The organism is Pseudomonas salmasensis (assembly GCF_014268375.2).
Classification (GTDB): domain Bacteria; phylum Pseudomonadota; class Gammaproteobacteria; order Pseudomonadales; family Pseudomonadaceae; genus Aquipseudomonas; species Aquipseudomonas salmasensis.
On the sequence record NZ_CP077083.1, the window covers coordinates 302,038 to 314,528 of the forward strand.

Annotated in this window: 10 protein-coding genes; 5 read left to right on the top strand and 5 right to left on the bottom strand. The window is 59.3% G+C overall.

Going from position 1 to position 12,491, the window contains the following annotated elements; genetic code table 11:
* Window position 1 precedes the first annotated feature (1 nt).
* Both HU731_RS01215 and HU731_RS01220 read right to left on the bottom strand, forming a co-directional pair.
* Window positions 2–1,588, bottom strand: coding sequence for an ABC-F family ATPase (locus HU731_RS01215; protein ID WP_003191057.1), 1,587 nt, complete (start codon window positions 1,586–1,588; stop codon window positions 2–4).
* Between the two features lie 142 nt (window positions 1,589–1,730).
* Window positions 1,731–2,969: an MFS transporter gene (locus tag HU731_RS01220; RefSeq protein ID WP_186606682.1), complete on the bottom strand. Its 1,239-nt coding sequence runs from the start codon at window positions 2,967–2,969 to the stop codon at window positions 1,731–1,733.
* Window positions 2,970–3,123: 154 nt separating this feature from the next.
* Here HU731_RS01220 and HU731_RS01225 point away from each other — a divergent pair, with 154 nt between their 5' ends.
* Complete coding sequence (locus tag HU731_RS01225) at window positions 3,124–3,936, top strand: class I SAM-dependent methyltransferase (protein WP_186606683.1); 813 nt, start codon at window positions 3,124–3,126, stop codon at window positions 3,934–3,936.
* Window positions 3,937–4,195: 259 nt separating this feature from the next.
* On the opposite strand, the gene HU731_RS01230 is transcribed toward HU731_RS01225, so the two are convergent.
* Window positions 4,196–4,582: a TIGR03067 domain-containing protein gene (locus tag HU731_RS01230; RefSeq protein ID WP_186606684.1), complete on the bottom strand. Its 387-nt coding sequence runs from the start codon at window positions 4,580–4,582 to the stop codon at window positions 4,196–4,198.
* Window positions 4,583–4,922: 340 nt separating this feature from the next.
* Between HU731_RS01230 and HU731_RS01235 the strand changes: the two genes are divergently transcribed.
* Together HU731_RS01235 and lpxO are read left to right on the top strand one after the other, a co-directional pair.
* Window positions 4,923–6,248: a Wzz/FepE/Etk N-terminal domain-containing protein gene (locus tag HU731_RS01235; RefSeq protein ID WP_186606685.1), complete on the top strand. Its 1,326-nt coding sequence runs from the start codon at window positions 4,923–4,925 to the stop codon at window positions 6,246–6,248.
* 264 nt (window positions 6,249–6,512) lie between these two features.
* Entirely contained in the window at window positions 6,513–7,412 is a 900-nt protein-coding gene (lpxO, locus tag HU731_RS01240; RefSeq protein ID WP_003191066.1) for a lipid A hydroxylase LpxO, read from the top strand.
* 18 nt (window positions 7,413–7,430) lie between these two features.
* Here lpxO and ligD read toward each other — a convergent pair whose 3' ends face one another.
* Together ligD and ku are read right to left on the bottom strand one after the other, a co-directional pair.
* A complete protein-coding gene (ligD, locus tag HU731_RS01245; protein ID WP_186606686.1) occupies window positions 7,431–9,941 on the bottom strand; it encodes a DNA ligase D in 2,511 nt (836 codons plus the stop codon).
* A 24-nt stretch (window positions 9,942–9,965) separates the two neighbouring features.
* Entirely contained in the window at window positions 9,966–10,805 is an 840-nt protein-coding gene (ku, locus tag HU731_RS01250; RefSeq protein WP_047710785.1) for a non-homologous end joining protein Ku, read from the bottom strand.
* Window positions 10,806–10,990: 185 nt separating this feature from the next.
* Here ku and HU731_RS01255 point away from each other — a divergent pair, with 185 nt between their 5' ends.
* Window positions 10,991–11,302: a hypothetical protein gene (locus HU731_RS01255; protein ID WP_044273653.1), complete on the top strand. Its 312-nt coding sequence runs from the start codon at window positions 10,991–10,993 to the stop codon at window positions 11,300–11,302.
* Window positions 11,303–11,314: 12 nt separating this feature from the next.
* Entirely contained in the window at window positions 11,315–12,472 is a 1,158-nt protein-coding gene (locus HU731_RS01260) for a PQQ-dependent sugar dehydrogenase (protein ID WP_186606687.1), read from the top strand.
* The last annotated feature ends 19 nt before the right edge of the window (window positions 12,473–12,491 follow it).

Sequence of the window (12,491 nt, forward strand, 5' to 3'; positions counted from 1 at the left end):
CTTAGAACACCACACCCTGGCTGCGCAGGTAGTCGTCATAGGTGCCGCTGAAGTCGATCACGCCGCTAGGGCTCAACTCGATAATGCGGGTGGCCAGGGACGATACGAACTCACGGTCGTGGCTGACGAAGATCAGCGTGCCCGGGTAGTTCTCCAGCGCCAGGTTCAGCGCTTCGATGGATTCCATGTCCAAGTGGTTGGTCGGTTCGTCCATGATCAGCACGTTCGGCTTTTGCAGGATCAGCTTGCCGAACAGCATGCGCCCTTGTTCACCACCGGAGATCACTTTGACCGACTTCTGGATTTCGTCGTTGGAGAACAACATACGGCCCAGGGTGCCGCGAATCATTTGCTCGCCTTGGGTCCATTGGCCCATCCAGTCGAACAGGCTCACGTCGTCTTCGAAGTCGTGGGCGTGGTCCTGGGCGTAGTAGCCCAGCTCGGCGGCGTCGGTCCACTTGATGCTGCCAGCGTCCGGGGTCAGTTCGTTGACCAGGGTGCGCAGCAGGGTGGTCTTGCCGATACCGTTCGGGCCGATGATCGCCACGCGCTCGCCGGCTTCAACCTGGAAGCTGAAGTCCTTGAACAGCGGCTTGCCGTCGAAACCCTTGGCCATCTTCTCGACCATGACCGCCTGGCGGTGCAGCTTTTTGTTCTGCTCGAAACGGATGAACGGGCTCACACGGCTCGACGGCTTGACTTCGGCCAGCTGGATCTTGTCGATCGCCTTGGCACGGGACGTGGCCTGCTTGGCTTTCGAGGCGTTGGCCGAGAAGCGGCTGACGAAGGATTGCAGTTCGGAGATCTGCGCTTTCTTCTTGGCGTTGTCCGACAGCAATTGCTCGCGGGACTGGGTCGCCACGGTCATGTACTCGTCGTAGTTGCCCGGGAACAGGCGCAGCTCGCCGTAGTCCAGGTCAGCCATGTGGGTGCACACGCTGTTCAGGAAGTGACGGTCGTGAGAGATGATGATCATCAGGCTGGAGCGCTGGGTCAGGATGTTTTCCAGCCAGCGGATGGTGTTGATGTCCAAGTGGTTGGTCGGTTCGTCGAGCAACAGCACTTCAGGATCCGAGAACAGCGCCTGGGCCAGCAATACGCGCAGCTTCCAGCCTGGGGACACTTCGCTCATCGGGCCGAAATGCTGTTCCAGGGGAATGCCCAGGCCCAGCAGCAGCTCACCGGCGCGGGATTCGGCGGTGTAGCCGTCCATCTCGGCGAACTCGGTTTCCAGCTCGGCCACGGCCATGCCGTCTTCTTCGCTCATTTCCGGCAGCGAGTAGATGCGGTCGCGCTCTGCCTTGACCTTCCACAGCTCTTCGTGGCCCATGATCACGGTGTCGAGCACGGTGAATTCTTCGTAGGCGAACTGGTCCTGGCGCAGTTTACCCAGGCGCACATTCGGCTCGAGCATGACCTGGCCGCCGGACGGGTCGAGGTCGCCACCGAGGATTTTCATGAAGGTCGACTTGCCGCAACCGTTGGCACCGATCAAACCATAGCGGTTGCCGGCGCCGAACTTGACCGAGACGTTCTCGAAGAGCGGCTTGGCGCCGAACTGCATGGTGATGTTAGCTGTGGAGATCAATTACTTTACCTATCAATGGGTTGCGAGCGTGACGGCAGGTGCCTTCAGGCATGCGTCAACAGCGACATCAAGGCGCGAAACCCGGTCGCTGAACACAAAATTTGGGATGTGTGTTGGAATTTGGCGCGCATTGTCGCATATGTCAGGCGACAGTTGTATGGCGAGCGAAGGATGGTTTTGCCAAGGTCTCCGGCATGGCCAGCCACAACAGCATCAAGGCAGCGGCTGCAACCGCCGCCAACGTCAGGAACGCCGCGTTGTAGCCAGCCTGCTGCACCACGAAACCGGCCAGGCTGCTACTGAGCGCCGCGCCGAGGCCAAATACGGTGGAGAGGGCGCCCAGGCTGACGTTGAAGCGCCCGGTGCCTTGGGTCAGGTCTTTGACGATCACCGGGAACAGAGCACCGAAAATGCCGGCGCCGATACCGTCGAGCATCTGCACGGCCACCAGCCAGTAGGGGTCGCTGGACAAGGTATAGAGCACGCCACGCAGCGGCAGTATCAGGAAACCTGCAAGCAACAGCGGCTTGCGCCCCCAGATATCGGCCTTGAGACCGACCAGCCAGGCCATCGGCACCATCACCAATTGGGCGGCGACGATGCAGGCCGAAGTCAGCGGGGTGGCCATCTGCAGATTGATTTGCGCCAGTTTCTGGCTGACCAGCGGCAACATTGCAGCGTTGGCCAAGTGAAACAGTGCGCAGCAGATGGCGAACAATAACAGCGGCTGGTTGGTCAGCAATGCTTTCAGGCCCGAGGGCTGTTCATGGTCGGTGTGATGGGCCGGATCGAAACCCCGGGCGACCTCATGATCAATCGCCTTGGCCGGCACGCAACTGACCGCAATGACACTGGCAACCGCCATAAACGCCATCAGGTAGAACACCACCACCGGCCCGAACAGGTACGCCAACCCGCCGGCCAGCAACGCGGCCACGGCATTGCCAGCGTGGTTGAAGGTCTCGTTGCGCCCGGTACGCCGGGTGAAGGCGCGCGGCCCGGTGATCCCCAGCGAGATGGCGGAAATTGCCGGGGCAAAGACAGAGGCAGCTACGGCGCTGGCGGCCTGGGTCAACGCCACCCAGCCAAATGAACTGACGAAGGGCAGCATCAGGCAACTGCCCGTCACCAGCAACGCGGCGATGGCAACCACCGCGCGTTTGCTGCGGGTGCGGTCGATCAACGCTCCGGCGGGGCCTTGGGTCAGCAAGGCAGCGATGCCTGCCAGGGTCATGACCACGCCAATGCTGGCCGGCTCCCATTGATGCACGGCCAGCAGATAGATTGCCAGGTACGGTCCGAGACCGTCGCGCACATCGGCGAGAAAGAAGTTCAGGCTGTCCAGGGATAAAGCGATGCGCAGGTCTGAATGACGGGCCACGGTGCGGACCTTCAAGAGCGGCGTTCAGGGGCTGAACGCACGTTGGGTTAGTGACCTGTGGGCTGGGTGATAAGTTCGCGGTCGGGGAGGCTTTCCTCCTGCGTGCATTTAACTTACTTTCCAGAGCCCACTGTAATGAGTTTCTGGAGAAGCAATGGACATGCCCTCAGCGCAAGAGGCGATTACCAGCAACAAAAATGCCTGGGATGAATCTGCCGGGTTGCACAAAGATACTCCGACCTGGACGGCACTGCTGGCCTCGGTCGCCGAGCCTGATTTTTCCTGCCTTGACCCGACCATCACCACCTTGCTGCAAGAAGTGGGCGTGGTGGGCAAGGACGTGGTGCAGTTGTGCTGCAACAACGGGCGCGAAAGCCTATCGCTGTATGGCTTGGGCGCGCGTTCGGTGGTGGGGGTCGATCAATCCCGGGCGTTTCTTGAACAGGCGCGGGAATTGGCCGAGGTCTCGCCGCATAGCCCAGAGTTCATTGAGACCGATATCCACCATTTGCCCGAGCGTTTGCAGGCACGGTTCGATATTGCCCTGGTGACCATTGGCGTGCTGGGCTGGATGCCGGATGTGGCGTTGTTCATGCGCCAGGTTGCCAGTGTGCTGAAGCCCGGCGGCACGCTGGTCATATACGAAACCCATCCCTTTCTCGAGGTGTTTGACCCCTGTGGGGCCAACCCGATGCTGCCTGCCAGCTCTTACTTTCAGCGCGAACCCTTTGTGCTGCAGGAGGCAATTGTCTATGAAGGGAAGGATGAACGTCCCGGGCCGACGTCCTATTGGTACGTACATACCCTGGGCAGCGTGGTCAGCGGGGCTATCGCTGCGCAGTTGCAGATCGCTCATTTGCAGGAATACCCGCATTGCAACCGGGAAGAACTCTACGATCAATATGAGCATCAGGCTGCGCAACTGCCGCTGTGTTTTACCCTGACAGCGACCAAGCGTGATGGCTGATCAAGGTTTGGGCACGCAAAAAAAAGCCCGCGAGGAGAGGGCGGGCCAAGTGATTCACTGGAGTAGGTAGGCTTCACCCTATAGATTGAAAAGTGAAGGCCTTGTGAAAATGCCGTGATCAAATCGGATGACCATGTCTAATGCCTTCCGTGTAGGAGCGAGCTTGCTCGCGAAGAACGTTAACGATTACGCGTTTTGCCTGAATGAACGCGGCGTCTGTGAGTTTTTCGCGAGCAAGCTCGCTCCTACAGAGGGGTATTCATGACCGCCGTACGAAGGTGCGCATGGTTTGCCCAGGGCCGGTGCTGAATACGGTGGGTCTGGGCATGCCTTCATCCGCTGCGATAAACACGAAATCATCGCCGTCGAGCCGGTAACTGGCGGGGAGCTGCTTGCCTGCGTCTTCGCCAATGGCATCTGTCCAGGTGATGCTTTTTGGCGTGGTACTGGCGTCCAACTCGAACCGTCCTGCCAATAATAGTTCGCCACTGACCGTGGTCACTTCAAAGCGATCCCCTGCAATTGTCGTTATCGCCCCTGGCGCGCTGTGGGCATCGGCGGGGTTGAGCACGCCACTGTCTTCAAGGGCTGTTTGTTCCCAAGTGCCTTGCAATGCGTGAAAGTCCGAGGCTGAAAGCGGTGACATGCAAACTCCTTATTGCTGTTCAAAAAAATGTTCAATTGTATTGAGGCTGACACTGTCCCACAGGTAGGCGAAATTTTTTTCTTTATAAGACAGGTATTTGACAGCTTTTTCATGTTGTATTGACTACGCTTGCAACCAGATCAGTCTGACATGGCTGTGTCATTTGTCTTACTCACCGAAATGAAACAGAAATAATCCCTAAGTCTGTGGGATATTTCAGGGGACTGAGTGGTCACATCGCCACTGGTCTGCCGTATCCAGGGCGTTGTCCCTGATTTTTGAAGTCATTCAGACTTCTGAGAATGATGGCCTTTTAGTATTATTTTAAGGTGTTCTTATTTTGAATCGTACTTCCCCGCTTCCGCCTTCCGCAGCGTCTGATGAAATTGATTTGTTTGAATTGTTTCACGCCATCTGGCGACAAAAAAAGCTGGTGGTCGGGTGTACGCTTCTGGCCGGGGTATTAGGCGCGGGTTATGCCTTCCTGGCACCCAAGACCTATGAAGTCAGTAGTGTGTTGCGGCCTGCTGCAATCAACGAGCTAGACGCCTTGAACCGTTCGGAAGTGTATAAGTTGCCGCCTGCCGATGCGTTGCTCAAAGTGGGCGCACAGCTGGACTCTTATGATGCGCGCCTGGGGTTCTTCAAGGACCATGAGGAGTTGTTCAAGGCGTTCAAGAAACCGGGGCAAACCCTTGAGCAGAGCTTTGAGGCGTTCAACCGCAATTCGGTCAATCTGATTTTGCCCGATCCGAAGAAATCCGATTCGTTGAGCAGCTATATTCGTCTGGAGCTGCAATACCCGACCGACGTCGACGGTGTTGCGATTCTCAACGGTTTTGTGGACTACGCCATTGCCGCCGAGCGTCAGCAGGTGGGTGCTGACCTGAAGGTGATCGTCAATAACCGTTTGAGCGAGCTCAAGGGCAAGATCGACGCCGCCCGCGCCAACTACGATACCGATAAAGAATCCAAGATCGCCAAGCTGCTGGAAGCCGACCGGCTCAAGCGTGCTCAACTGCAGGATGAACTGAGCGCTTTGCGCCTGCAGATGAAGATGGAGCGCACCAACCGCCTGGCCGAGTTGGCCGAAGCCATCAGCATTGCCAAGTCCATGGGCATCCGTACACCGACAACGCCGTCCTCTATGGCCGACTCCACCCGCACGGGTTCGAGCCAGGTCATGCGTACCGAGGTGAACAACCAGAAGATCCCGCTGTATTTCATGGGGACCGAGGCGTTGGAAGCCGAGCGCGCCGCATTGCAACAGCGTACCAGTGATGACTTCACCAACCCGCGCATTGCCGAGATCGGCAAAGAGCTGCAACTGCTGGAAAGCAACCGTGAGGTTGAAGTGTTGCGCAAGCGTGGCAACGAAGACATCTTCTTGCAGGACGTCGAGCCGCTTCGTGCTGAAGTCGCCAGGTTGCGTGGTTTGAACATCGACATGAGCAACCTCAAGCTGGTGACGATTGACCGTCGAGCCCAGGAGCCTCTTTCGCCGATCAAGCCGAAGAAGCCGCTGGTCATCGCGTTGAGCCTCGTCGGCGGCCTGTTGCTGGGCCTGATGATTGCGCTGATCCGCTACTTCGTTCGCAGCCGCGCTCAAGCCGTACCCTATACGGCATTAGGCGATCGCCGCGAGGGTAAAGACGCGCCGCTGTAACCCTGCAAACGCCCTCAAACAGGCAGGCTCAAGGGCCTGCCTGCTCCTACCCCCAGCACACTCAATAGACAGCTTTTCACAATTCTTAGTTAACCTTTGGTTACAAAGTGTGGCTAAATAACTGCCAATGGTGGCACGCAGACGGTTATCCCGCCGGCCGTGTCGCCTGTATGTGAATTGTGATTTCAGGTGCTGCTTATCCATCCTCGGCCGTTGTGAGCCCGCAGGAGCAGCCTGTTCTCTCCCTGACGTGTGACGAATCCCTTGAAACTCATCATTGTTGCTCTCTACGTTGCTTCCATTGCGTATGTACACCTGCGCGGTCGGGTGCGACACAAGCTGGGTCGCCAGCTTAGCGATCACTCGACGTTCCTGGCGCCGATCAACTGTTTCCTCTACCTGTTCTCCAAGCAGCCCAGCCGTCCCTATCTCTCACCCAGCGACTTTCCGGACCTGAGCCCGTTGCAGGAGCACTGGGAAGAGATCCGCGAAGAAGGCCAGAACCTGATGCGAGCGGGGGAGATCAAGCGCTCGGAGCAATACAACGACGTAGGTTTCAATTCGTTCTTCAAGACCGGCTGGAAGCGTTTCTACCTCAAGTGGTACGGCGACAGCCACCCGTCGGCGATGAAGCTGTGCCCCCGCACCACCGAACTGGTGCAGAGCATCGGCTCGATCAAGGCGGCGATGTTCGCCGAGCTGCCACCGGGCTCCAAGCTGGTGCGCCACCGTGACCCGTACGCGGGCTCGTACCGTTATCACCTGGGGCTGGATACGCCTAATGACCCAGGCTGCTATATCAACGTGGATGGTGAAAACTATTACTGGCGCGACGGCGAGCCGGTGATGTTTGACGAGACCTACATCCACTACGCGGAAAACACCACGCAACAGAACCGCATCATTCTGTTCTGCGACATCGAACGGCCGATGAAGTACCGTTGGGCGGCGGCGTTCAACCGTTGGTTCAGCCGCAATGTGATGGCGGCCGCGGGGTCGCCCAACGATGAGGGCGACAAGACCGGCGGCCTCAACCGGGCCTTCACCCGCCTTTACAAGATTCGCCTGCGTGGCAAAGAGCTCAAAAAGCGTAATCGCACGCGCTACTACCTGGAAAAGTGGGCGATCTTTGCCGGTCTGGCGCTGATCTTCATTCTTATCTGATCTGGTTCAGGGCGCGGATCACCCAGGTGGCTCCGCGCCCAGCTTGTCCCACATCTTTTTGCTGATCTTCTGCCGATTGGCATACCCCGCCCACGGGTCGTCCTTCAACGTTTGTAGCCGCTGATGCAGGTTCGCCACGGTCCACTGTTGGGCGCCGCGCAACCCTTTCAACTCCTCTCGACTCACCGGCACCGACACTGGCAAGCCTGGGCGTGCCCGCACTGAATACGCCGCCACGGTACTGGCGCCACGGGCGTTGCGCAGGTAATCGATAAAGATCTTGCCCACGCGGTTCTTGGGGCCGCTGGTGGCGGTAAAGCGTTCGGGCAGTTGCCGGGTCATGAATTGGGCAATGGCTTTGGCGAACGCCTTCACGGTGTCCCAGCCATCGCGCCGGGCTAACGGCACGATCAAATGCAAGCCCTTGCCGCCGCTGGTTTTAACGAAGGCTTGCAAGCCCAGCTCATCGAGTACTGACAGGGTCAGTTGGGCCGCTTCCAGCATGGCTTTCCAAGGCAGGGCCGGGTCCGGGTCGAGGTCGAGAACAAACAGGTCAGGCGTTTCGATCTTGTCTGCGGTGGCCCCCCAGGTGTGAAACTCGATCGTACCCATTTGCACGGCGCCGACCAGGGCATCCACGCTGTCTATTTCCATCAGGCGAGCGTGGCCTGGATCCAGCGCCGGGTCCAATTGCTTGATATGGGGAATGGCCATGCGCTCTGAGTGCTTCTGGAAGAACTGCTCACCTTCGATCCCTTCCGGCGCCCGCAGCAGTGACACCGCACGTGCGCGCAGGAAGGGCAGTATCCATTCACTGATATCGGTGTAGAACTGCGCCAATTGCTGTTTTTGCGTGCCGCTGTGCTTGTCGATAATGCGCTCGGGGTGAGTGATTTTCACGTTCTTCACCGTTGCCTGGGCTTTACCGGCTTTTGATGTCTGGGGTGTCTTGACGGACTTGGCCGCGCGCGGCTGTTCATGAATGATTTGCGAGGCTGGCTTGTCGGTACGCAGGCCCACAAAGGCGGCCTGGCGCACCACGCCTTCACGGGTCCATTCGGCAAATTGCACTTCGCCTACCAGGCTCGGCTCAACCCAGTGCACGCCACGGGCCTGGGCACTGGTCAACGGCTTTTGCAGTGGCGAGTCCTTGCGCTCAAGCGGGGTGAGCCTCGCATAGATACTTTTCAGCGCCGCCTGATCAAAGCCCGTGCCTACGCGCCCGGCATAGACCAGGCCGGTGTCATCGTTGACCGCCAGTAGCAGCGCACCAAAGCCGCTGCGCGAACCTTGGGGGCGGGTGTAGCCGACGATCACGAATTCCTGGCGCAGGCGGCATTTGAGCTTGATCCAGTTGTCACTGCGCCGCGACACGTAGGGGCTGCCAGCACGCTTGCCGATCACACCTTCGAGCGCCAGGTCACAGGCGCTTTCGAAAATATCGCGCTGGCTGGCGGCAAAGGCTTCGGAGAAGCGCAGCAGTTTGCTTCGGCTGCCGGACAATGCGGATTTGAGCGCAGCGCGACGCTCTTCGACCGGGTCTTCGCGTTGGTCGCGACCGTTCAAAAACGGGGCGTCGAACAGGTAATAGACGATGTCCAGGCTGCGGCCGATATCGAATGCGTTTTGCAACGCCTGGAAATCCGGCAACCCGTCGCCATTGAGGCTGACCACTTCGCCATCCAGCCAGCTGTCCTTGAGCTTGAGGGCCTGCAAGGCTTTGCACTGACGCGGCAGGCGCTCGGTCCAGTCGTGGCCGTTGCGGGTGAACAGGCGCACTTCACCGTCGCGAATGCGCGCCATGATGCGGTAGCCGTCGAACTTGATCTCGTAGCGCCAGTCACCTTCCGGGGCACGGTCGACCAAGGTTGCCAATTGAGGGGCGAACTCATCAGGCAGGGCCGCGCTGGGCTTGGGCGCTTTGGCTTTAGTCGCGGCCCTGGGTTTGGGTTTGGCTTTTGGCTTACCCACCACCGCATCGCTGAGCACGCTGGCGGGTTCGGCCTCGACAATATCGAATTCAGCCGCCGGGCGCGCTTGCTGATCGTTTTCTTTGATCAACAGCCATTGCTCCTTGTCGCCGCTGCCCTTGAGCCGGGTTCGTACCAGAGCCCAGTCACCGGAGAGCTTCTCACCGATCAGGGTGAATTTGAGTTTGCCCGCCGCATAGGCCTTGCGCGGGTCATCGTGGGGTTGCCAGATGCCTCGGTCCCACACGATAACATCCCCCGCACCGTATTGGCCGGCGGGAATGCTGCCCTCGAAACTGCCGTAGCTCAGTGGGTGGTCTTCCACATGCACCGCGAGGCGTTTCTGACTCGGGTCCAGGCTTGGGCCCTTGGGCACCGCCCAGCTCAACAGCACGCCATCAAGTTCCAGGCGAAAGTCGTAATGCAGGTTGCGCGCATCGTGCTTTTGAATCACAAAGCTTAGGGCCGAGGCTTTACGTTTGCTGGGTGAGCTGCCGGCGGGTTCGGCGGTGATCTTGAAATCACGCTTGCGGTTGTACTCGCTCAGGGGCTTTGCCATGTTGTTCTCCCGTCAATGGCTGGCTCAAGAGGCCTTGTTATTGGACTTTTTCGCGGGGCTCTTTTTCGCCGCAGGTTTACCCGCCAGGCTGCGTTTGAGCAGTTCGGTCAGGTCGATGACATCGGCGGACTTGCGCTCCTCGCCGCCTTCGGCCGTTTCCACGTCTTCGATCTTGCCGGCCTTGGCCTTTTTCGCCACCAGGGCCCTGATCTTGTCCTGGAAGCTGTCACGGTACTCATCGGGCTGCCAATCGGCGCTCATGTCTTCCACCAGGCGCTTGGCCATGTCTAATTCACCTTTGGCCAAGGTCGGTTTTGTCACATCGCTGCCCAGTTCCAGTTCATCCAGGCTGCGCACTTCGGCGGGCCAGCGCAGCATGACCAGCACCAGGGCCGACTCCAGCGGCATCAGCGCAGCCAGGTGTTGCTTGGTGTGCAGCACCACGTTGGCCAGGGCGACCTTGCCGGTTTTTTTCAGCGCTTCGCGCAGCAGTGCATAGACCTTGCCGCCGCGTTTATCCGGGGCGAGGAAGTAGGGCGTGTCGATGTTTTGCAGGGGGATCTGGTCGCTGGCGACGAAGGCGATGATTTCGATGGTCTGGGTGGATTTGGGGTGGGCCGAGCGAATTTCGTCTTCGCTGAGCACCACATAGCGTCCTTTTTCAAAAGCCACGCCCTTGACGATATTTTCCTTGGTGACTTCCTTGCCGGTGGTTTTGTTGATGCGCTTGTAGCCCACCGGGTCCATGCTGCGCTTGTCCAGCCAGTCAAAGTCGACGCCTTGTGAAGAGGTCGCCGAGACCAGTGATACCGGGATGTGAACCAAGCCAAAACTGATGGCGCCTTTCCAGATTGCCCGTGGCATAGGTGTGATTCCTCAACGAAGAGCCTGTGTGCTGGTGACTCGCAGCGCAGGGCAAAAGTTTCGGCGGATAGATGCTCGGACAGATCGTGTTACACCTGATGAGAAACTATTTAGTGTCACAACCCGAACCCACGGCGTAGCGTGTTATCGAAAGCACGTAGTACCTGGCATAGAGAGGTTTGGCCATGAACCGTTGTGTACGTCATCTTGCAGCATTGGCGCTGGGCCTGGCCCTTGCGCCGTTGGCCCAGGCACAAAACCTGCCGGGCCGCAGCAGCGACCACGGCCCTATCCATCGGGCCAACCCCAATAGCATGCAGGGCACCCAGCCCAATGCACCGGCGGTTCGCAGTATCCAGCCTGTCCCGGCCAACCCGCGGCCGACGCTGGAAAACGGCGGCATCGGCAACCGCTACCCCAAGCAGGAGGCGGCCCCCAGCCGCCCGGCCACCGCACCTAAAGCGCCCACCTATGATGCCAACGGCAATCGCCGCTAAGGATTTCGCCTTATGTTTGTACGTAAAACCCTGCTAGCCGCCTTGTGCGCCACCGCGTTGCTGCCGTTGAGCGCGGCGTATGCCGCCGATAGCCAACAGTTCCCCAGTGAGCAAGGCAGCATCACGGCCACGCCGGTTGCCAAGGGCCTGGATCATCCGTGGGCGCTGGCGTTTTTGCCCGATCAGCAAGGTTTCCTGGTGACCGAGTTGCCTGGGCACCTGCGCTTTGTCAGCCCCGACGGCAAGCTGTCTGCACCCTTGAAGGGCGTGCCGCAGGTATGGGCCAAAGGGCAGGGCGGGTTGCTGGATGTGGTGCTGTCGCCAGACTTCAAGCAGGACCGCCTGGTGTACCTGTCGTACGCCGAAGGCGGTGGCGAGGGCGGCAAGGCCGGCACAGCCGTAGGGCGAGGACGCTTGGCGGCTGACTTGAGCGGCTTGGAGGATTTCAAGGTGATTTTGCGCCAGGAGCCCAAGCTGTCTACCGGCAACCACTTCGGCTCGCGGCTGGCCTTTGACCGGGACGGCTACCTGTTCGTGACCCTGGGGGAGAACAACGACCGCCCCACGGCCCAGGATTTGGACAAGCTCCAGGGTAAAGTGGTGCGCATCTACCCGGATGGGCGCGTGCCGGATGACAACCCCTTTGTCGGTCAACCCGGCGTGCGTCCGGAGATCTGGTCCTACGGGCAGCGCAACCCGCAAGGCCTGGCCCTGAACCCTTGGAGCGGTACGATTTGGGAAAATGAACACGGGCCCCGTGGCGGTGATGAAGTCAACATCATCGAGCGCGGCAAGAACTACGGCTGGCCGTTGGCGACCCATGGCATCAACTACTCCCTGCTGCCGATTCCCGAAGCCAAGGGCAAAACGGCAGAGGGCACAGTGGCACCCCATCATGTGTGGGAGAAGTCGCCGGGCATCAGTGGCATGGCGTTCTATGACGGCGACCGGTTCAACGCCTGGCAGCACAACCTGTTTGTCGGTGCGCTGGTCAGCCAGGAGCTGATTCGGCTGCAGTTTGAGGGTGACAAGGTGGTCCACGAAGAACGCTTGCTGGGCGAATTGAAAGCGCGGATTCGCGATGTGCGGCAGGGGCCGGATGGGTTTCTGTATGTGCTGACGGATGAGGATGACGGCGTGTTGTATCGAGTGGGGCTGAATCAGGATTAATGGTAGGAGCGAGCTTGCT

Bases quoted from the DNA above. Each gene is read 5' to 3' on its own strand.
- HU731_RS01255 (WP_044273653.1), top strand. From the start codon at position 10,991: ATGAACCGTTGTGTACGTCATCTTGCAGCATTGGCGCTGGGCCTGGCC.
- ligD (WP_186606686.1), bottom strand. From the start codon at position 9,941: ATGGCAAAGCCCCTGAGCGAGTACAACCGCAAGCGTGATTTCAAGATC.
- HU731_RS01230 (WP_186606684.1), bottom strand. From the start codon at position 4,582: ATGTCACCGCTTTCAGCCTCGGACTTTCACGCATTGCAAGGCACTTGG.
- ku (WP_047710785.1), bottom strand. From the start codon at position 10,805: ATGCCACGGGCAATCTGGAAAGGCGCCATCAGTTTTGGCTTGGTTCAC.
- HU731_RS01225 (WP_186606683.1), top strand. From the start codon at position 3,124: ATGGACATGCCCTCAGCGCAAGAGGCGATTACCAGCAACAAAAATGCC.
- HU731_RS01260 (WP_186606687.1), top strand. From the start codon at position 11,315: ATGTTTGTACGTAAAACCCTGCTAGCCGCCTTGTGCGCCACCGCGTTG.